The organism is Thiopseudomonas denitrificans (assembly GCF_002866065.1).
GTDB lineage: Bacteria > Pseudomonadota > Gammaproteobacteria > Pseudomonadales > Pseudomonadaceae > Thiopseudomonas > Thiopseudomonas denitrificans.
Genome location: NZ_LNJZ01000009.1, coordinates 223,964 through 245,044 on the forward strand (window position 1 = coordinate 223,964; position 21,081 = coordinate 245,044).

At 60.1% G+C, this 21,081-nt stretch carries 16 protein-coding genes and 1 pseudogene; 10 read left to right on the forward strand and 7 right to left on the reverse strand.

Features of this window, described 5'->3' with window-relative positions; all coding sequences use genetic code 11:
• The first annotated feature begins 43 nt into the window (after window positions 1–43).
• From ettA to metR, 5 genes are all read left to right on the forward strand, one after another.
• The gene (gene ettA, locus AR306_RS10255; protein ID WP_101497478.1) at window positions 44–1,708 is read left to right on the forward strand and encodes an energy-dependent translational throttle protein EttA; all 1,665 of its coding nucleotides are present in this window, start codon (window positions 44–46) and stop codon (window positions 1,706–1,708) included.
• A gap of 178 nt (window positions 1,709–1,886) precedes the next feature.
• Window positions 1,887–4,781, forward strand: a complete 2,895-nt coding sequence (locus AR306_RS10260; RefSeq protein ID WP_101497479.1) for a DUF748 domain-containing protein — start codon at window positions 1,887–1,889, stop codon at window positions 4,779–4,781.
• A complete protein-coding gene (locus AR306_RS10265; protein WP_101497480.1) occupies window positions 4,778–5,077 on the forward strand; it encodes a DUF2845 domain-containing protein in 300 nt (99 codons plus the stop codon). The genes AR306_RS10260 and AR306_RS10265 overlap by 4 nt, the downstream gene beginning before the upstream one ends.
• Window positions 5,078–5,087: 10 nt before the next feature.
• A complete protein-coding gene (locus AR306_RS10270) occupies window positions 5,088–5,393 on the forward strand; it encodes a DUF2845 domain-containing protein (protein WP_101497481.1) in 306 nt (101 codons plus the stop codon).
• A 4-nt stretch (window positions 5,394–5,397) separates the two neighbouring features.
• Window positions 5,398–6,333 (forward strand): transcriptional regulator MetR, encoded by a 936-nt coding sequence (gene metR / locus AR306_RS10275; protein WP_101497482.1) that lies wholly within the window; start codon window positions 5,398–5,400, stop codon window positions 6,331–6,333.
• Between the two features lie 72 nt (window positions 6,334–6,405).
• On the opposite strand, the gene AR306_RS10280 is transcribed toward metR, so the two are convergent.
• Together AR306_RS10280 and erdR are read right to left on the reverse strand one after the other, a co-directional pair.
• Window positions 6,406–6,774: a diacylglycerol kinase gene (locus AR306_RS10280; protein ID WP_101497483.1), complete on the reverse strand. Its 369-nt coding sequence runs from the start codon at window positions 6,772–6,774 to the stop codon at window positions 6,406–6,408.
• Between the two features lie 3 nt (window positions 6,775–6,777).
• A complete protein-coding gene (erdR, locus tag AR306_RS10285) occupies window positions 6,778–7,431 on the reverse strand; it encodes a response regulator transcription factor ErdR (RefSeq protein ID WP_101497484.1) in 654 nt (217 codons plus the stop codon).
• 303 nt (window positions 7,432–7,734) lie between these two features.
• On the opposite strand from erdR, the gene AR306_RS10290 reads away from it, so the two are divergent.
• Window positions 7,735–8,751, forward strand: a complete 1,017-nt coding sequence (locus AR306_RS10290; RefSeq protein WP_338066596.1) for a DMT family transporter — start codon at window positions 7,735–7,737, stop codon at window positions 8,749–8,751.
• On the opposite strand, the gene AR306_RS10295 is transcribed toward AR306_RS10290, so the two are convergent.
• From AR306_RS10295 to clpB, 4 genes are all read right to left on the reverse strand, one after another.
• The gene (locus tag AR306_RS10295; RefSeq protein ID WP_101497486.1) at window positions 8,678–9,394 is read right to left on the reverse strand and encodes a tRNA-uridine aminocarboxypropyltransferase; all 717 of its coding nucleotides are present in this window, start codon (window positions 9,392–9,394) and stop codon (window positions 8,678–8,680) included. The genes AR306_RS10290 and AR306_RS10295 overlap by 74 nt on opposite strands.
• Window positions 9,395–9,649: 255 nt before the next feature.
• Complete coding sequence (locus AR306_RS10300; RefSeq protein WP_101497487.1) at window positions 9,650–10,258, reverse strand: cytochrome b/b6 domain-containing protein; 609 nt, start codon at window positions 10,256–10,258, stop codon at window positions 9,650–9,652.
• Entirely contained in the window at window positions 10,255–11,919 is a 1,665-nt protein-coding gene (locus tag AR306_RS10305; RefSeq protein ID WP_101497488.1) for a tetrathionate reductase family octaheme c-type cytochrome, read from the reverse strand. The genes AR306_RS10300 and AR306_RS10305 overlap by 4 nt, the downstream gene beginning before the upstream one ends.
• 229 nt (window positions 11,920–12,148) lie before the next feature.
• Window positions 12,149–14,713: an ATP-dependent chaperone ClpB gene (gene clpB / locus AR306_RS10310; protein ID WP_101497489.1), complete on the reverse strand. Its 2,565-nt coding sequence runs from the start codon at window positions 14,711–14,713 to the stop codon at window positions 12,149–12,151.
• A 677-nt stretch (window positions 14,714–15,390) separates the two neighbouring features.
• Between clpB and AR306_RS10315 the strand changes: the two genes are divergently transcribed.
• From AR306_RS10315 to AR306_RS10330, 4 genes and pseudogenes are all read left to right on the forward strand, one after another.
• Entirely contained in the window at window positions 15,391–15,654 is a 264-nt protein-coding gene (locus AR306_RS10315; RefSeq protein ID WP_101497490.1) for a DUF4212 domain-containing protein, read from the forward strand.
• A gap of 2 nt (window positions 15,655–15,656) precedes the next feature.
• Window positions 15,657–17,407, forward strand: a pseudogene (locus AR306_RS10320) (sodium:solute symporter family protein).
• Between the two features lie 240 nt (window positions 17,408–17,647).
• Window positions 17,648–18,163, forward strand: a complete 516-nt coding sequence (locus tag AR306_RS10325; RefSeq protein WP_101497491.1) for a hypothetical protein — start codon at window positions 17,648–17,650, stop codon at window positions 18,161–18,163.
• 89 nt (window positions 18,164–18,252) lie between these two features.
• Entirely contained in the window at window positions 18,253–19,920 is a 1,668-nt protein-coding gene (locus AR306_RS10330; RefSeq protein ID WP_101497492.1) for a Na/Pi cotransporter family protein, read from the forward strand.
• 699 nt (window positions 19,921–20,619) lie between these two features.
• On the opposite strand, the gene AR306_RS10335 is transcribed toward AR306_RS10330, so the two are convergent.
• On the reverse strand, window positions 20,620–21,072 hold the full coding sequence (locus tag AR306_RS10335; protein ID WP_101497493.1) for a YaiI/YqxD family protein: 453 nt from the start codon (window positions 21,070–21,072) through the stop codon (window positions 20,620–20,622).
• Window positions 21,073–21,081 lie beyond the last annotated feature (9 nt).

The window sequence follows — 21,081 nt, forward strand, 5'->3', positions numbered from 1 at the left end:
CCGGCGGGAGGCTGTCCCGCACTCACTGTCATTTCAGGTATTTATGTCTCAATACGTATTCACCATGCATCGCCTTGGAAAAGTGGTACCGCCCAAGCGCGAAATCCTCAAGGACATTTCTCTCTCCTTCTTCCCCGGCGCCAAGATCGGCGTGCTCGGCCTCAACGGTGCGGGTAAATCAACCCTGCTGCGCATCATGGCCGGCGTCGACAAGGAGTTCAACGGCGAAGCCCGCCCGATGCCCGGCATCAAGATCGGCTACCTGCCGCAAGAGCCCGAGCTGGATCCGAACAAGAACGTGCGCGAAGTGGTCGAGGAAGCGGTAGACGAGATCAAGCAGGCCCAGGCCCGCCTGGACGAGGTCTACGCCGCCTACGCCGAGCCGGACGCCGACTTTGATGCGCTGGCCGCCGAGCAGGCCAAGCTAGAAGCCATCCTGCAAGCCTCTGATGGCCACAACCTTGAGCGTCAACTGGAAGTGGCCGCCGATGCGCTGCGCCTGCCCGACTGGGATGCCAGGATCGAGCACCTGTCCGGTGGCGAAAAGCGCCGTGTGGCGCTGTGCCGCCTGCTGCTGTCCGCCCCCGACATGCTGCTGCTGGACGAACCGACCAACCACCTGGATGCCGACTCCGTCGCCTGGCTTGAGCGTTTCCTGCACGACTTTCCCGGTACTGTAGTGGCCATCACGCACGACCGTTACTTCCTCGATAACGTGGCCGGCTGGATTCTGGAGCTCGACCGTGGCCAGGGCATTCCCTTCGAGGGCAACTACTCCCAGTGGCTGGAAGCCAAGGCCGACCGCCTGGAACGCGAAGCCAAGCAGGAGGCCAGCCACAACAAGGCGATGAAAGCCGAGCTGGAATGGGTACGTCAGGGTGCCAAGGGCCGCCAGACCAAGTCCAAGGCCCGTCTGGCCCGCTTCGAGGAAATGCAGTCGCAGGAATTCCAGAAGCGTAGCGAAACCAACGAGATCTACATCCCGGCCGGCCCGCGTCTGGGCGACAAGGTGCTGGAGGTCAATGGTGTGCGCAAGGGCTACGGCGACCGTGTGCTGATTGATGACCTGAGCTTCAGCGTACCCAAGGGCGCGATTATCGGCATCATCGGCGGTAACGGTGCAGGCAAGTCCACCCTGTTCCGCATGATCACCGGCCAGGAGCAGCCCGATGCCGGCGAGATCGTGCTCGGTGAAACCGTACAGGTGGCCAGCGTCGACCAGCACCGCGACAACCTGGACGGCAAGAAAACCGTGTGGGAACAGATTTCCGACGGCCGCGATGTCATCCGCATCGGCAACTACGAAGTGGCCTCGCGCGGTTATGTCGGCCGTTTCAACTTCAAGGGCTCGGACCAGCAGAAGTTCGTCAAGGACCTGTCCGGTGGTGAGCGTGGCCGCCTGCACCTGGCACTGACGCTGAAACAGGGCGGCAACTTCCTGCTGCTTGACGAACCGTCCAACGACCTTGACGTGGAAACCCTGCGCGCGCTGGAAGAAGCCCTGCTGGACTTCCCCGGTTCGGCCATGGTGATCTCGCACGACCGCTGGTTCCTGGACCGTATCGCGACCCACATCCTGTCCTATGAGGACGATGGCAGCGTGTATTTCTTCGAAGGCAACTACACCGAGTTCGAGGAAGACCGCAAGAAACGCCTGGGTGATGCCGCCGCACAGCCCAAGCGCGTGCGCTACAAGAAACTGGCCTGATCCGCTCCGGCCCTGCATGCTCATCCCCGCGCCCTGCGCGGGGATTTGCTTTTATGCCGGCAAATGGCCGCATTCGCTGCATCGATAGTCACGCCCGGAGTGTCCAACCCCGCTACATTGTGCGTGCCAGCAGATCCTGAGGCATAATGTAGCCACCGTGACTCCAAGGATCAGCAACATGCGCAAATTCCTCAAGGGACTGGGCTGGGCCCTGGTTATTCTGCCTCTGTTTTATCTCTGGCTGGGCTTCCTGGCCATTCCCGGGCTGGGCCTGTTTTTCGGCAACCAGCTGCTGGCCCAGTACAGCACGCAACCGGCACGGTTGCAGCGTCTTGAGTTCAACCCGCTGACCCTTGAGCTGCGCCTGTGGCATTTTCGCATCGGCGAGGAACAACCCGCCATTTCACTGGAAGCCGCCCGCGCACAACTGGGCTGGAAAAACCTGTTCCAGGGCCGCGTTCACCTGAAAGAAGTGCTGTTGCAACAACCTTACGCACACATCGGGCTGGATGAAACACGCCGGCTGACGCTGCTCGATCTGTTCAAGCTGCCGGAAAGTACCGACAAGGCCGAAGAACCGGCTACAACACCCTTCCCTTTCACCCTGGAGCTGGCGCGCATCGAACAGGGCAGCCTGTCGTATCAGGACCGCGCCCTGCCCGAGCCGCTGGACATGGATTTTGCCGGTATCGATATCGAGCTGCGGGAATTCACCCTCGACCGTGAAGATCCGGCGACCTTTAGCCTGCAGCTCAGGGCCGGCGACGACACCGATATTCAGGGCTCGGGCGATTTTGCCCTGCACACCCTGACCAGCCGTGGCCAGCTGCAGGTCAGCGGCCTGCAGCTGGCCAGCTGGTGGCCCTATGTGCTGGAACAGCTGCCACTGCACCTGCAGCAGGGCAGCCTGCAGCTGAATGGCAATTACCAGCTGCAGCTGGACCCGCAGTTGCAACTGCAGCTGAACGGACTGAACCTGCAGCTGGACAACCTGGCCCTGTCGGATGCGGACCAGAATTCACTGCTTGAACTGGCCCGGCTGCAAATCAGTCAGGCCGGCATGGATCTGGCCGCACAACAGCTCAGCGTCGCGCAAATCAGCCTGCAGGAACTGCATGCGCCGCTGCTGATCGACGCGCAGGGCCGCCTCAACTGGGAGAAAATCGCCCCGCCGGCCAACACTGAGAAGCCTGCCCATCTCGAGCCCACGCAGGACAGCAACGACGGCTTCAAGCTGGCGGACATTCCCTGGCATCTGCAGCTGCAAACGCTCAAGGTTGAAAACAGCCGGGTCGCGCTGGACATGCACAACCAGCCGGAACCGGTCAGCCTGCAACTCAGCGCCATCAACCTGCAGCTGGACAGCCTGGACAGCCGCAGTGACGAGCCGGTCCGGCTGCAGCTGGCTACCCGGCTGGGCGAAGGCAGCATAAATCTTGCAGCGGCCATCGCCCCGCAATCCATGACCGGCAACGCGCAGCTGAAAAGCCGCGACCTCGACCTGCGTATCGTCCGCCCCTGGATCAAGCCCTATGCCCGCATCGAGCTGCTCAGCGCCTTTCTCGACACCGACCTGGAAGCCAGCATCAAGTCACTGCAGCAGCCGGACCTGAACGTCAGCGGCGGGGTCAAGGTACGCCAGCTGCATGTGCGTGATCAGGCCCAGAACCGTGACCTGCTGAAATGGCAGGCGTTGCAGCTGGAGCAGCTGTCATTCGCCCAGGCGGCCAACAACAGCACGCTGCGCATTGGCCGTATTCGCGCGCAGCAGCCCTACGCCCGGCTGGTGATCAACGAGAACCTGGAAACCAACATCAGCCAGGTGCTGATCCCGCAGCCTGAAAGCGCACCAGCCGCCAGCAGCGACGCCACCTTCGCCTTCGAGCTGGGCGAGGTGCTGGTGGAGGACGGCTCGGCCAACTTTGCCGACTACAGCCTGAAGCCGCACTTTGCCACTGCCATCCAGAAGCTCAATGGCCGCATTGGTACTCTGGCCAGCGAAAGCAAAAAACCCACCCCGGTGGACATCACCGGTGCCGTGGACAACTATGCGCCGGTGCATATCAGCGGCTCGCTGACACCATTCGACCCGCTGCAGCAACTAGATATCACCACCGAGTTCAAGCGGGTCGAGCTGACCGCGCTGACGCCCTATTCCGGCAAATTTGCCGGTTACCGCATCCAGAAGGGCCGGCTCAACATGGAGCTGCATTACCAGGTCAACGAGGGCCAGCTGGATGCCAGCAACACCGTGCTGCTGGAGCAGCTGCAGCTGGGCGAAAAGGTTGACAGTGCCGATGCCGTCGATCTGCCGGTACGTCTGGCAGTGGCCATGCTCAAGGACACCAAAGGCGACATCAGCATCCACCTGCCGGTCAAGGGCGACCTCAACAGCCCGGAGTTCAGCGTGATGCCGATCGTCTGGCAGACCCTGCGCAACCTGCTGACACGGGCCGTGTCATCCCCGTTCAAGATGCTGGCCGGCATTGGCAAGGCCGGTGACAAGGATCTCGGGCAGATTCCCTTTGCTGCCGGCAGCCCCGGGCTGAATCCTGACGCTATCGCCGCGCTGGACAGCCTGGCCGACGCACTGCAGCAGCGCCCGATGCTGAAACTCAACATCGAAGGCACCAGCGCAGCCGTACTGGACGGCCCTGCCCTGGCCGAGCGGGTGCTGGAACGCCGCTATCAGGAGATTCTCTACCGCCAGCTGCAGGAGCGCGGCAAACCCCTGCCTGACGACATCTACAGCATGGAAGTGCCGGAGAAAAGCCGCGACAAGCTGCTGGAACAGGTGTACGAATCCATGCTGGCAGACGGCAAGGTGGCTGCCATGCCGTCCATGCCGCGCAAGGAACGCCATGACTGGCAGCGCCAGCAGGTGCTTGGGCAGATGGCCGACGATCCGCTATTCCTGCGCCGGCTGGCCCAGCAACGCGCAGCGGCCATCCGCAGCCATCTGGTCGAACAGGGTGGTGTCGATGTCGAGCGCCTGTACCTGCTCGACGTGAACGAAAAGGCCGAAGCCGGCAGTGATGTCATCTTCAGCCAGCTGCATCTGGATGTGTTATGAGCAAACTGTCTTTTGGCCTGCTGGCCACCGGTCTGGTATTGGCCAGTACCACTGCCGGCGCGGAAACCCTGCGCTGCGGCAGCGATCTGGTCAGCCTCGGGGACCGTGGTTTCGAGATCAGGCGCAAGTGTGGCGAGCCGGTTTACCGCGACACGGTAGGCTATACCCTTGGGCCGGGCCAGCGACTGGAGCTGATGATCGAAGAGTGGATCTACGGCCCGCGCAACGGCATGACGTATATTCTGCGCCTGGAAGGCAACCGGCTGGTACGCATCGAAGGCAAGCGCCTGCCCTGAGGAGAACATCATGAAACTGTTGGCATCCATCGCCCTTGTGCTGGCGTTCGGGCTGGGCAGCCTGCCGGTGCAGGCCGGCTCGACCCTGCGCTGCGGCTCCGGCCTGATCAGTACCGGCGACAGTGAATACCAGGTGCTGGCCAAGTGCGGCCAGCCGGTCGAACAGGCATCACTGGGCTACCGCGAAGTGGTCAACCAGTATGGCCACGTCAATGACGTCCGCGTTGAGGAGTGGGTATATGGCCCGCGCAACGGGATGTATCACTATCTGCGTTTTGAGGGCGGCAATCTGGTGAAAATCACCAGCAGCCGTTAATGCCATGCTGGAAATACGTCATCTGAAAACCCTTGTCGCATTGCGCGACGCCGACAGCATGGTGGATGCCGCCGAACGCCTGCACCTGACCCAGTCCGCCCTGTCGCACCAGTTCCGCGAGCTGGAGGAGCGCCTCGGCATGCAGCTGTTTGTGCGCAAGACCAAACCCGTGCGTTTCTCCAGCGCCGGCCTGCGTTTGCTGCGGCTGGCCGATGATGTGTTGCCGCTGATGCGCGGTGCCGAGCGCGACATGGCCCGCCTGCAGGGTGGCAGTTCCGGCCGCCTGCACATGGCCATTGAATGCCATAGCTGCTTCCAGTGGCTGATGCCGACCATTGACCAGTTTCGCGAAGCCTGGCCCGAGGTAGAGCTGGACCTGGCCTCCGGTTTTGCCTTTGCTCCGCTGCCGGCGCTGGCCCGTGGCGACCTTGATCTGGTCGTCACCTCCGACCCGGTCGAGCTGAACGGCATCAGCTATATCCCGCTGTTTGCCTACGAAGCCCTGCTCGCGGTGGCCAACCAGCATCCGCTGGCGGCCAAGGCCTTTATCGAACCGCAAGACCTGGCCGGCGAGGTGCTGATCACCTATCCGGTGGAACGTGACCGGCTGGATATTTTCAATCATTTTCTGGAACCGGCGGATGTCGAACCGCTGAGCATCCGCACCTCCGAGCTGACCATCATGATGATGCAGCTGGTGGCCAGCGGTCGCGGGGTGTGCTGCCTGCCCAACTGGGCCATTCACGAGTACAGCAGCAAGGGTTATGTGACGGTGAAAAAGCTCGGGGAAAAGGGGCTGTTCTCGACCCTGTATGCCGCGGTACGTACCGACATGCTGGATGCTGCCTTCATGCAGGATTTTTTGCTGACGGCCAAGGATACATCGTTCAATACCCTGGCCGGGGTAACCGCCGCGCGGGAGCCGGGCTTGTCCGAATAAATTCGCACAACCACACCCCGCATGGCACAAATTCATTCGCACAACCGCCTGCCCTGTACAAAATGCCGCCAATCAGCCCAGCAAAATTAACGCCCAGACGATGGCAATCATGCACAGGCCGATCAGCTGGGCGGCGCTGCCCATGTCCTTGGCATTCTTTGACAGGGGGTGACGCTCAAGCGAGATGCGGTCAACCACCGCCTCGATGGCCGAGTTGAACAGCTCGATGATCAGCGACAGCAGACAAACTGCAATCAGCACGGCCCGCTCGACGGCGGTGACAGAAAAAAAGAAACTTGCGGGAACCAGCACCAGATTGAGGACCACCAATTGACGAAAAGCCGCTTCCGAAACGAAAGCGGCTTTCAGGCCGTCAATGGAGTAACCGGCAGCACTGACAAGGCGACGCCAACCGGTCTGCCCCTTGAAAGGAGAGGTCACGGATCAGGCCTGTTGCGGGATCGATTCCATCTGCTGCAGCAACAGGGCTGCCTGGGTACGGGTACGTACGTTGAGCTTGCGGAAGATCGCGGTCACGTGGGCCTTGACGGTGGCCTCGGACACATTCAGGTCGTAGGCGATCTGCTTGTTGAGCAGGCCGTCACAGACCATGGTCAGGACACGGAACTGCTGTGGTGTCAGGCTGGCCAGACCGGCACTGGCAGCCTTTTCCTCTTCGGTCATGGCGGTGTCTTCGTCCGGCTGCTCGGGCCACCAGTCATCGCCGTCCAGCACCGTCTGCACCGCCTGCTGGATCTGCTCAAGCGAGCTGGACTTGGGAATGAAACCACTGGCACCAAACTCGCGGGAGCGGCTCATGACAGCTGCCTCTTCCTGTGCCGAGACCATCACCACGGGAATTTGCGGGTATTGGCCGCGCAACAGCACCAGTCCGGAAAAACCGTGTGCCCCCGGCATGTTCAGGTCCAGCAGCACCAGGTCCCAGTCGGACTTTTCGGCCAGCCGGGCTTCCAGCTGGGCAATGCTTTCAGCCTCGACCAGGCGTACACTGTCGCCCAGGGTGATGGTCAATGCTTGCTGCAGGGCGCTACGGAACAGGGGGTGATCATCGGCAATCAGGATATCGTAAGCAGCCATGAAATAAGTAACCCGTCTCTTGAAAATAACTGGAATGTGACCGCCACAGTGTCGTGAGCACAGTGTTGTGCCCGTTACGCAGGCCAGGACTTGAGCCCTTGCAGTCACTGCGTGTCATCGGGCAACCGGATATGTATATGCCATATCGCCAGCAATACAGGCCATTTGCCAGCCTGCCACGAAATGACACCATCTTGCCGCGTTGACACGGGCAACTACCTTATACTAAGGCCCAAGCCAGCACAAGACTAACAGCGAATATCAACTTTTCACCTGACCCATACCAAAATGCCGAAAAAACTCTTGCAAACTAACCTCCTGCTGTTACTCGTGGCCATGATCTGGGGCAGCGCCTTTGTCGCCCAGCGGCTGGGCATGGACAGCATCGGCCCGCTGCTATTTTCCGGTTTGCGTTTCATTCTCGGCGCTCTGGTGGTGCTGCCTTTTCTGCTTTATCGCCGCCATGCGGGCAAGGTCAGTACGCCCTTTCTCGACCAGTCCCTGCTGCGCGGCGGTTTTCTGCTGGGCCTGATCGTCACCGCCGGCATCAACCTGCAACAGGCCGGCCTGCTGTTTACCAGTGTGTCCCATGCCGGTTTCATCACCGGCATGTATGTACTGATGGTGCCCCTGCTGGGTCTGCTGATCGGCCTGCGTACCAACACCGGTACCTGGCTGGGCGTTGTGCTGGCCATGTGCGGCCTGTACCTGCTGACGGTAGAAGACGGTTTCCGCATTGCCGGCGGTGACTGGCTGCAGCTGGCCAGTGCACTATGCTGGGCTGTGCAGGTACTGGTGATGGGGTATCTGGCCAAAAAGCACGACCCGCTGCGGCTGGCCTTTATCCAGTTCGTCACCTGCGCCGTTTTCAGCCTGCTGGCGGCCCTGTTGCTGGAACCTTTCTCCCTGCCACACATAGTGCAGGCCGCACCGGCCCTGCTGTACGCCGGCATCCTGTCCATCGGCATCGCTTTCAGCCTGCAGGCGATCGCGCTGCAGCGGGCCCGGCCGGCGCACGCCGCCATCATCCTGTCGCTGGAAGGCGTGTTTGCGGCGATTGCCGCAGCGCTGTTCCTTGGCGAAACTCTGTCGGTACAAGGCTATTTCGGTGCTGCCCTGATGCTGGGTGCCATGTTGCTGGCCCAGCTGTGGCCGCAGCAGCCACAACCCGCACCAGGCACCGAGCCGCTGCACTGTCTGAGCACCGGACCGGCCGCCCTGCCGGTCAGTGACGGCCAGACTGTTGTCATGGACGTTGCAACAGCGCCTGTTCCTGCAGCGGCGTCAGCGGACGCTTTGCCGCCAGATAGTGACGGTTGAAACGGGCAAACCAGCCGGCCAGCGCCTGTGCCGCCTCTGTATCCCCGGCCTGCTGCAGGCAGTGCACCATGACCTCGGCGGTCGATAGCTGTTCGGCGCTCTGTGCGGTACGCAGGTGATAGCGCGAAACCTGCTGTGGCTGCAGGCTGAGCACCGGCAATTTCTGCAGATATTCCGACTTGCGGTACATCTTGCGCGCTTCCTGCCAGGTGCCATCAAGCAGCACGAACAAGGGACGCTTGCCGCTGTTGTCGGCTCCGGCCGTTGCAGGCAGCTCATGCACCACCGGCTGGCCGGCAACCGCATTGTCGGCCGGAAACACCAGCCATGGCTGCCACTGCGGGTTTGCCAGCAGCGCCAGCATATCGGGGCCAGGCTCGGTGCGCGACCAGAGGAAGGCATGGGTATCCGGCACCACATCAGCAATCAGCCAGCCGGTGTTGCTCGGCTTGAGCGGTTCCTTGTCGGCCATCAGCAGGCAGACACCGCTGTGCGCCGCCACCTGCGGCTGCCAGGCACAGATACAGTAGCGCTCGGCCACCCGGCAACGCGGGCAGCGCACCAGCAGTGCGCCACGGGCGGCAAAGGGTTTCTGGCTGCGGGCCAGACGCGCGGCGCGCAAGCGGGCTACGGCGTGGGGCATGGCGGGGCTCCAAAAAGCGGCTACCTTAGCATGGCCCATGTTTCCATGGGAGCCGGTTTTCCGCACAACCAGCCGCCAGCCGGCTATAAGTCCGGTCTATTCGGGCATTGATTTGTAGATCCGGTCTCTTCGGGCATTGATTTGTAGGTCCGAATTTATTCGGACAAGCCCGGCAAAGCCGGGCAGCAGGGCCCGACGTGCGAATGAATTTGTGCCATGCGGGACGTGGTTGTGCGAATGAATTCGCACCTACGGTCAACCTTTCGCGTCTTCGTCGTCCAGTTCCTCGTAGCCGGTGATCATGGCATGCACATACTCGTAGAACGGCTTGCCGGTAAAGGCCAGATAGACGTGGGCAATGAAGAACACCAGCATGGCAAAGGCGGCTGCGGTATGCACAATCGCCACCGGCGCCAGCGTCAGCCAGCCCAGCCCCAGCTGCGGCCAGTAGGGATACAGCAAGTACAGCATGCCGCTGACCCAGATCACCGGCGAGATCAGCAGCTTGAACACCAGATAGGCCAGCCGCTGCAGCGGGTTGTGCTTGGCACTGAGCGACTTCTTGTAGGGCTTTTCCTCGTCCTTGAACATGCCGAACGCGTAGTAGCGCGCCATCGCGGCCAGCTTCTCGGTGGTCGGTATGTACTGGCGCCACTCGCCGGTGGTGAAGTGCCAGAAGATCGCGAACAGCCAGAGGGCGATCAGCAACAGCGCCATGACGATGTGCGCATTCACCGCCGTCTCGAAGCCGAGCCAGCTGTAACTGGAGTGGATCTCGAAGCCGGTCAGCATCAGGCCGATGATCAGCGCTGCCTGCGACCAGTGCCAGAAACGTTCGAATCTTTTGTAAACCATGACCTTCATGAGCGCTTCCTCCCGAAAATGATGCGGCCCAGCAGATGCACCAGCACCCCGGCCAGAGCGGCCCAGATGGCCCAGGTACCCAGGCGGTCAACCCAGACCGAGGAATCACGACCCGGCATGTAGAAGCCCTTCAGCTCGGCCAGGCGGCCATCGCGGGCATGACAGGAGTCGCACTGCAGTGCCTGCTCCTTGGGTGCCACCATGTGGGTGATCGGCCAGAACATCTCGTTGTCGACAAAACCGTGCTTGCCGCTGAACGGATCCGGTGCCGCGCCGGTTGCCACGGCATCAGCCTGACCAACCATCAGCGCCTTGACCCAGTTGAAGTTGGTCCAGAGCGCATCATCGCCATCCGGGCCGAACACGTTGGTCGCCAGCAGGCGGCTGGTCTGCTTGTCGTAGGGCTGCTTGCCGGTCATGCGCTTGAACGGCCAGATACGTGAATCGGGATCATCATGGCTGCCCTTGACCTTGTTGACCGACACCCGCTTCTCCGGATCGATCTCGTCATCCAGCATGGTGTACTCGACCTGGCCGTCAAACCAGCGGTAGACCGGCGGCACGTTGACCGCGTTGCGGAACTCGCCCTTGTGGTTGGCATAGGTCATCCAGCCATTGTCGTCATATTCGAAATACAGCACCGGCTTGCCTTTGGCATTGAGCACCAGTTCGCCGTTTTCGTCCCGTTTCATCTTCGTGCCGGCCTGCGACCAGTCCCAGTACATCTTGGTCGGCACGCCACCACGGGCAAACTCGGGAATGTGACAGGTCTGGCATGCCACCTTGCCGGTGTGGTCATTGAGCTTGTTGTTGACGCCGAAATCGTGCGGCTTGTCGCCATGACAGGACTCGCAACTGGCACGACCGCCATGACTGCTGCCGGGAATGTCGATGCCGTGGGTATCCTTGGCTTCCATGGCATAACGGCTGCCGGCCACGCTGTGCTCGTCCGAGGTGTGGCAGGTGGCACAACTGAAGTTGAGGCCGCCCGCATCCATGTGCACGTCCAGCGCCCGGTCGGGATTGATCAGCGAGCTGTCCAGATCGCCGTGCTTGACCCCGTCACCGCCACCCCCGAAGAAGTGACAGCTGCCGCAGTTCTGGCGACTGGTCGGGCCGACATTGCGTGCCACCATGCCCAGATCGACCTTTTTCACCGGGCGCTTGTTCTCGATCTTGTATTCGCCGTTGACCAGCACATCCTCATAGGCCGGATGTCCGGCACCGGCTTCGGTTTTCAGGTAGGTGGCGGTGGTGTCGTGACAGGCCAGGCAGTCGACGTTCTGCTCGGCAGTGAAATCGAAATCCTTGTCTTCCCAGCCATAGCCGATATGACAGGAGGTACAACGCGGATAGTTGGACTTGAGGCTGCCACAGAACACGTTGGGCTCATGCTTCTTGCCCAGCAGCTGTCCGGTTTGTGGCTGATTGAACTCCCACTTCCAGTGGGTGGTCTGCTGCAGCTGTTTTGCCGCCTCGGTATGGCAGGCGAGACAGGCACGGGTGACTTCCGGACCGCTGGCAAAGTCTTTTTGCAGCTCGGCGAACTTGCCGTGATCCGCAGTTGACGAGCCCGGCTTTACCGGAAGCCCGGTGCTTGCTGCCGCCGACCAGGAGCCGGCCACCAGCAACAAGAGACAGATCCTGATTAGAGTGCGCATGGCAATGATCCATAAAATACTTAATCTTCAGCTCATACTGTTCCCTGCTACAGAGTGACGCAATGACCTGCGACAATTGACCACGCTTAATTGAGAATGCCTATTACTAACAAGATGTTGGAGCAAACCCGGAAAAACTCCGAACCGCTGCGCCACAAGCAGACTTTTTGGTCAGCCAATAAAAAGCCCCTCTTCCGCAAGGAAGAAGGGCTTGCTTGAATCAACAGCCTCAGGCGAAGACTATTTCGCCGCCTGCCACCTGTGCCCTGATCTGCGCTCCCTCGCCAAACTGGCCGGAAAGAATCTGCTGGGCCAGCGGGTTTTCGATCCAGCGCTGGATGGCACGTTTGAGCGGCCGCGCACCATAGACAGGGTCGTAACCCACATCGATCAATTTGTCCATCGCCTCGCTGCTCAGCTCCAGGCTCAGACCGCGCTCAGCCAGACGCTGACGCAAGCGGCCCAGCTGGATCTGTGCAATGCCGGCAATCTGCTGCTTGTCCAGCGGCTCGAAGATCACCAGCTCGTCAATCCGGTTGACGAACTCGGGACGGAAGTGGCTGCCCACGGCATCCATCACCGCGGCACGCTGGGCTTCGCGATCACCGACCAGCTCCTGGATCTGTGCCGAACCGAGGTTGGAGGTCATCACCACCACGGTATTGCGAAAGTCCACGGTGCGGCCATGGCTGTCGGTCAGGCGACCATCTTCCAGTACCTGCAGCAGCACGTTGAACACATCGGGGTGGGCTTTTTCCACTTCGTCCATCAGCACCACGGAATACGGCTTGCGGCGTACCGCCTCGGTCAGGTAGCCGCCCTCTTCGTAGCCGACATAACCGGGAGGCGCACCGATCAGGCGTGCCACGGAATGCTTCTCCATGAACTCGGACATATCGATGCGCACCATGGCATCCTCGGTGTCGAACAGGAACTCGGCCAGCGCCTTACACAGCTCGGTCTTGCCCACACCTGTCGGGCCAAGGAACAGGAAGGAGCCTGCCGGGCGATCCGGATCGGCCAGACCGGCACGTGAACGACGTACCGCGTTGGACACGGCGGTCACCGCCTCGTCCTGGCCAATGACACGGGTGTGCAGCAACTGCTCCATCCTGATCAGCTTGTCGCGCTCGCCTTCCAGCATCTTGGATACCGGAATGCCGGTCCACTTCGACACCACATCGGCCACTTCCTCGTCGGTGACCTTGTTGCGCAGCAACTGATTTTCGCTCTTGCTGTGCTGGTCGACCATCTGCAGGCTGCGCTCCAGATCGGGAATCACGCCATATTGCAGCTCGGCCATGCGGTTAAGATCACCCTTGCGGCGGGCCAGCTCCATTTCCTGGCGGGCCTGCTCAATCTGCTGCTGCAGCTGGGCAGAACCCTGCACCTCGGCCTTCTCGGATTTCCAGACCTCCTCTAGGTCGGCATATTCGCGTTCGAAGCGGGCAATTTCCTCTTCCAGCTTTTCCAGCCGCTTGCGGGTGTCGGCGTCGTCTTCCTTCTTCAGGGCTTCACGCTCGATCTTCAGCTGGATCAGACGACGATCAAGACGGTCCAGCGCTTCGGGCTTGGAGTCGATTTCCATGCGGATCATGCTGGCCGCCTCGTCAATCAGGTCGATGGCCTTGTCCGGCAGCTGGCGGTCGGTGATGTAGCGATGGCTGAGTTTGGCGGCGGCAATGATGGCGCCGTCGGTGATGGTGATGCCGTGGTGAACCTCGTAGCGCTCTTTCAGGCCGCGCAGGATGGCAATGGTGTCTTCCTCGCTCGGCTCGTCGATCAGCACCTTCTGGAAGCGGCGCTCCAGCGCGGCATCCTTCTCGATGTACTGGCGGTATTCGTCCAGCGTGGTGGCCCCGACACAGTGCAGTTCGCCACGCGCCAGCGCCGGCTTGAGCATGTTGCCGGCATCCATCGCTCCCTCGCCCTTGCCCGCCCCGACCATGGTGTGCAGTTCGTCAATGAACAGGATAATTTGCCCTTCCTGCTTGGCCAGCTCGCCGAGCAGGGCTTTCAAGCGCTCCTCGAACTCGCCACGGTATTTGGCACCGGCAATCAGCGCACCCATGTCCAGCGACAGCAGGCGCTTGCCTTTCAGGTTGTCCGGCACTTCGCCATTGATGATGCGCTGCGCCAGCCCCTCGGCAATGGCGGTCTTGCCCACGCCAGGCTCGCCGATCAGGACCGGGTTATTCTTGGTGCGGCGCTGCAATACCTGCACGGTACGGCGGATCTCGTCATCACGGCCGATCACCGGGTCCAGCTTGCCCTGCTCGGCCCGCTCGGTCAGATCGATGCAGTACTTCTCCAGCGCCTGGCGGGACTGCTCGGCATTGGGGTCATCGACACTGGCACCGCCACGCAGGTTATTGATGGCGTTTTCCAGCGCCTGGCGGCTGACGCCCTGGCCCAGCAGGATCTTGCCGACACGCGTGTTCTCGTCCATCGCCGCCAGCAACACCAGCTCGCTGGAAATGAACTGGTCTTTCTTCTGTTGTGACAGGCGGTCGGCCTGGTTGAGCAGGCGCGCCAGATCCTGCGACAGGCTCATGTCGCCGGTGGGACTCTGGATTTTTGGCAAATCCTCCAGTACCCGGTTCAGTTCGGCCTTGAGCTTGTTGACATCAAAGCCCACCTGCATCAGCAGCGGGCGAATGGCCCCGCCCTGCTGGTCGATCAGCGCCAGCAGCAGGTGGACGGGTTCAATGGCGGTGTGGTCCTGGCCCAGTGCAACGGACTGGGCATCGGACAGGGCCAGTTGTAATTGACTGGTCAAACGATCGGCTCGCATGTTTTTTCCTCCAGATATCCTGTTGGGCGAGCCGTGGCGTATATCCATTAGTCTTACCCGGGCTCACCGGTAGCGAATGAATAGATAAGGACGCGACCACAAATTTCAAGCCGCCCGCCTTGCTTCGCTACAAGCAGAAGCCCGTTGACGGACATTTCTGGCGAACGGCTGCCTGCAAGCCGGCCAGCCTCCCACCCGGATTCGCCGCCCGAACAGGTGCCATCCCCCCTGCCCTGCAGCGCTACACACCAGCAAAGTGATACCTGCCAGGCCATTTTGCAACTGACCAGAAAACATTAAAAAACATTTAAAACATATTAGCATGCAAACAATTAGCACGAATCTTGTTGTCGTGCTAATTACATTTAAAGGTCAAACACAGTAGCCTGCTATTAATATGCTCCCAAACTGATAGCATCGAATAATCTAAAGGTCGAATACACAATTATCTGCCAAACCCTAGCATAAGCCACAAGCCATGAGCCGCAGTATTCAAGGCCCGGACCAACATCCAAAAAAACCGGCCACTCATGGAAACAATAAAAACAAACGCTGAAACTTAAACATTTCAGGACATCTTGCAACCCTTATAAAAATAAGACCGGAGGTTGAATAAAAATAAAGCCCGATTCTCTCGCCTGCGTTAACAAAAACAATTAAATCTGGAGTGCACAGTCATGCCAAAAGAAATTACTGAAAGGGATCAGCAGTACTGGAGTACCAACCTCCGCCTGATCATCATCTGCCTCGCCATTTGGGCCTTCGTGTCCTATGGGCTTGGCCTGTTGCTGCGACCGCTGTTCATGGGCATCCACATTGGCGGAGCCGACCTCGGCTTCTGGTTTGCCCAGCAAGGTTCAATTTTCACCTTCCTCGCCTTGATCGTCTTCTACGCATGGAGAATGAACAAGCTTGATGACGAATTTGGTCTGGAGGACTGATCATGAGCCAATTTACTATCAACCTGATTTTTGTACTGGGCTCGTTCGCCATCTATACCTGGATCGCGGTCTGGGCCCGGGCAAGATCAACCCGCGAGTTCTATATCGCCGGTGGTGAAGTTCATCCGACCATGAACGGCATGGCGACCGCGGCTGACTGGCTGTCTGCTGCCTCCTTCATCTCGGTGGCCGGCCTGATTTCCGTCGGTTACGTCAACTCCGCGTTCATCATGGGCTGGACCGGCGGCTATGTACTGCTGGCAACCCTGCTGGCTCCGTACCTGCGCCGCTTCGGTACCTATACCGTGCCGGACTTCGTTGGTAAGCGCTATGACAGTAAAGTGGCCCGCGTGGTTGCGGTACTCTGCCTGATCATCATCTCGCTGACCTATGTAATCGGCCAGATGACCGGTGCCGGCGTTGCCTTTGCCCGCTTCCTTGAAGTCAAGGTCTCTACCGGACTGCTGATCTCCTCTGTCGTGGTATTCGCTTACGCGGTACTGGGCGGCATGAAGGGCGTAACCTACACTCAGGTAGCCCAGTACATCGTACTGATCCTGGCCTTCCTGACCCCTGCCGTCTACCTGTCGCTGATGGTAACCGGCCACTTCCTGCCACAAACCGGCTTTATCGGTGCTCACGCCGAGTCCGGCACCCCGATGCTGATGAAGCTGAACGAAGTGGTGCGTGACCTTGGCTTCCAGGACTACACCGCAGACGTGTCCAACAAGTGGAACATGTTCCTGTTCACCCTGACCCTGATGGTCGGTACTGCAGGCCTGCCACACGTGATCATCCGCTTCTTCACCGTACCCAACATCAAGGACGCCCGTCGTTCTGCTGCCTGGGCTCTGGTGTTCATTGCGCTGTTCTACACCACCGCACCTGTTGTTGCCGCCATGGGCCGCATGAACCTGCTGGACAACATCTATCCTAATGGTGTTCACGAACCTTCGCTGTCCTATGAAGAGCGTCCACAGTGGTTCAAAAACTGGGAAGAGACCGGCCTGTTGAAGTTCGAGGACAAGAACGGCGACGGTCGCATCCAGTTCTACAACGACGGCACCCTGCCAACCCCCAACAAGAGCTTTGTTGCTCCTGAGGGCTGGGCCGGTAACGAGCTGACCGTGAACAACGACATCCTGGTACTGGCACTGCCTGAAATTGCCAACATGCCTGGCTGGATCATTGGTCTGATTGCTGCCGGTGGGGTATCGCTGCCGCCCTGTCAACCGCGTCCGGTCTGATGCTGGCCATTTCCTCCGCCATCAGCCATGACCTGCTGAAGAACACGCTGACACCGAACATGTCGGAAAAAACCGAAATGCTCTGTGCTCGTATCTCGATGGTCGGTGCGATCTCCGTGGCCACCTGGCTGGGCCTGAATCCTCCCGGATTCGCGGCACAAACAGTAGCTCTGGCGTTCGGTATAGCTGCATCCTCGATCTTCCCTGCCCTGATGATGGGTATCTTCATCCGTCGCATCAACAGCAAGGGCGCAATTGCCGGCATGCTGTGTGGTGCGGGTGCCACCCTGGTGTACATCTTCCTGTACCTGGGCTGGTTCTTCATCCCCGGCACCAACACCTTCCCGAACAGCCCCGAGTACTACCTCTTCGGTATCATCTCTCCGCTGTCCTTCGGTTGTATCGGTGCGCTGATCAACTTCACCGTGGCCATCGTGGTGTCCAACGCCACCGAGAAACCATCTGAAGAGATCCAGGACATGGTACGTCGCGTACGTTACCCATAAGCCCTGACTTGCTGTAAACTTACATCGACCTTTAGTGGGCTTTCATTGAAAGCCCACTTTTTTTGCCAGAAGAAACAACCCCGCCTCAAGACAACAGTCACTCCCGCCCGCGCAGGAGCAGGCTGTGGCCTGACCGGTTTCATCGCCGCCCGGCCGGGCTGACCGCTGTTTTTTGTGGCCCATGGAGGCACCCGTCACCATGAGCGTTAACCAGACCTGCAGTTTTTTGGAGTGTGTCGCATGTGGCATCTAATCGCTGTTTTCATCTCGGGCCTGAGCATGGGTGGCCTGGCCTACCTGGCCCGCAAACTGTCCCGCAACAGGCTGCCGTCATGGATCATCCCGGTCGCCGCCGGCGTCAGCATGTTCGGCTATCTGGCCGTTTACGATTACACCTGGTACGGCTACAAGACCGAACAGGTACGCATCACCCAGCCCTCTGACGACCTTGTGTTTTTTGGCGAAAAACAGGAGCGCAGCTTCTTCAAACCCTGGAGCGTGATCCGGCCCGCCATCAACAGCTTCTTCATTTTTGACGGCAACTCGAAAACCGTCGAACAGGACAACCAGGTCATCGTCGAGTACTTCCTCTACGAATTCATCAAGGACCCGATCGAGCGCCAGCAGGTCTATATGGCAGTGCTCAACTGCACCACTCTGGAACGCGCCGTAATTCCCCAGGGGAAAACTGTCAAGGCCGCCCAGCACGAGAAAATCGACACCAGCGACCTCTTCTATCAGAAGCTGTGCCGCTAAGCACTTGCCGTTTCCTATACAGACGTCGTACTCCATGCCCGCTGGCAGAATGCTAGGATGCAAACAAACATCCACACAAGCAGCTGACCATGGGCATTAAAGTCATTCTCAATCTTGCCGGCGGTGTAGCCCTGCTGTTGTGGGGGCTGCACATGGTCAATACCGGCATCATTCGTGCATTCGGTGCGCGCCTGCGGCGCTTTCTCGGCAAGGTGCTGAAGCGGCGTCTGCCGGCATTTCTGGCCGGCATGGGCGTTACCGCCATTCTGCAAAGCAGTACCGCCACCGCCCTGATGCTCAGTTCCTTTACCGCCTCCGGGCTGGTTGCGCTGGCTCCGGCGCTGGCCGTGATGCTCGGTGCCAACGTCGGCACCACACTGATCGTGCAGGTGCTGTCCTTCGATGCCTCGGCCATCGCTCCCACCTTGCTGTTGCTGGGTTTCATCACCTTCAAACGCAGCAAGCACACCATGCTCAAGGATCTGGGCCGGGTCGGCATCGGCCTGGGCCTGATGCTGCTGTCACTGGAAATGCTGGTCAGCAGCCTTGAACCGATCCAGGATGCACCCGTGGCCCGTGAGCTGTTCGCCGCCATTACCGGCGAACCGGTGCTGACCCTGCTGATCGGGGCGGTGCTCACCTGGGCTGCCCACTCCAGCGTAGCCACTGTATTGCTGACCATGTCACTGGCCACTTCCGGCCTGATCACCCCGCTGGCGGCACTGGCGCTGGTGCTCGGTGCCAATCTGGGCAGTGCCCTCAATCCCTTGCTGGAAGGGCTGGGCAGCAGCAACCCGGCCCACCGCCGGATGCCGCTGGGCAACCTGCTCAACCGCCTGCTGGGCTGCATCATTTTTGTGCCGCTGTTGCCACTGGTGGTGGAGTACCTGTCACTGCTGGACAGTCAGCCGGCCCGGCTGAGCGCCAATTTCCACATGCTGTTCAACCTGTTCATGGCGCTGGTGTTCATCGTGCCGCTGGGGCTGGTCGCCCGCCTGCTGGAGCGCATGCTGCCGGAAGCGGAAAACGAGAACGACCCCGGCCGGCCCCTGTACCTGGACTCGCACGCCATGGACACACCCAGCGTGGCCCTGTCCAGCGCCGCACGGGAAACCATGCGCATGGGCGACATCATCGAGAAAATGCTGCAAGACAGCATCACCGCCATCATGACCAATGACCGCAAGCTGGTCAGCAAGGTCAGTGCCATGGACGATGCCGTCGACCGGCTGCATGAAAGCATCAAGCTCTATGTGATCAAGATCACCCGGTCGGCGATGGATGACCGGCAAAGCAGGCGTGCAATGGAAATCCTCAGCCTGACCATCAACCTGGAGCACATCGGCGACATCATCGACAAGAACCTGATGGAACTGGCCAGCAAGAAAATCAAGAAACAGCTGCAGTTTTCCGGGGAGGGTGCCCGCGAGCTGACCGAAATCCATCGTGCCGTACAGGACAACCTGCGCTTGGCGATGAGTGTGTTCCTGTCTGGTGACGTAGCATCGGCCCGCATGCTGCTGGCACAGAAAAACCGCATTCGTGACCTGGAGTTCCGCGCGGCGGAAAACCATATCGAACGGCTCAAACAGCAGCGGGTGGAGAGCCTGGAAACCAGCTCCCTGCACCTGGATATCCTGCGTGACCTGAAGCGCATCCACTCGCATGTCTGCTCGACCGCCTACCCTGCGCTGGAAGCGGCCGGTGAATTGAATCAGCCCGGCCTGAAGCCGCCCGCTCCTGTTACCGGAAGCTGACTCCGCAGCGCTCTCCTGTTACATCACCAACCTGGTGCGCAACATTTGCGGCGAATGCCGCTCGCTGTGCAATTGGCCATCATCCTGTAGGTCCGAATTTATTCGGACAAGCCCGGCAACGCCGGGCAACAAAGCCCCGTGTGCGAATAAATTTGCGCAATACGGACCGGCTGCTTTCATGTGCGAATGAATTCGCACCTTTTGGCGCGAATGCCGCCACTCGCTGTGCAATTGGCCACCACCCTGTAGGTCCGAATTTATTCGGACAAGCCCGGCAACGCCGGGCAACAAAGCCCCGTGTGCGAATGAATTTGCGCAATATGGATGGGCTGCTTCATGTGCGAATAAATTCGCACCTACATTTGGCGCGAATGCCGCCACTCGCTGTGCAATTGGCCACCTTCCTGTAGGTCCGAATTTATTCGGACAAGCCCGGCAACGCCGGTCAACAAAGCCCCGTGTGCGAATGAATTTGCGCAATATGGATGGGCTGCTTCATGTGCGAATAAATTCGCACCTACATTTGGCGCGAATGCCGCCACTCGCTGTGCAATTGGCCACCTTCCTGTAGGTCCGAATTTATTCGGACAAGCCCGGCAACGCCGGTCAACAAAGCCCCGTGTGCGAATGAATTTGCGCAATACGGACCTGCTGCCTTCATGTGCGAATAAATTCGCACCTACAGGGACGTTTTATCGCTCAGCGGGCCAGCCGGGTCAGCAGGCGGTCCAGTGCGTTGGCAAACTGTTGCTTGTCCCGCTCGCCATACGCGGGCTGGCCGCCACTGGCAATCTGGCCGGTATCGCGCAGGTCGGCCAGCAGGTTGCGGGTGGCCAGGCGGTCGCCCATGTTCTTTTCGGTAAACTCGTGCCCGCGCGGGTCAAGGGCGGCCACGCCCTTTTTCAGCAAACGGTCAGCCAGCGGTATGTCGCTGCAAATGGCCAGGTCCCCGGCTTCGGCCTGCTCGACAATATGGTCATCAGCCGCATCCGGCCCGCTGGGTACCACCACCAGCCGTACACAGGCAAAGTTCGGCTTTTGCTGTGGCTGACCGGCCACCATGACCACATCCAGCTTGCGCTTCAGGGCGAAACGCACCACCAGGTCCCGTGCTGCTCGCGGACAGGCGTCCGCATCAATCCATATCTGCACCTTTGTGTT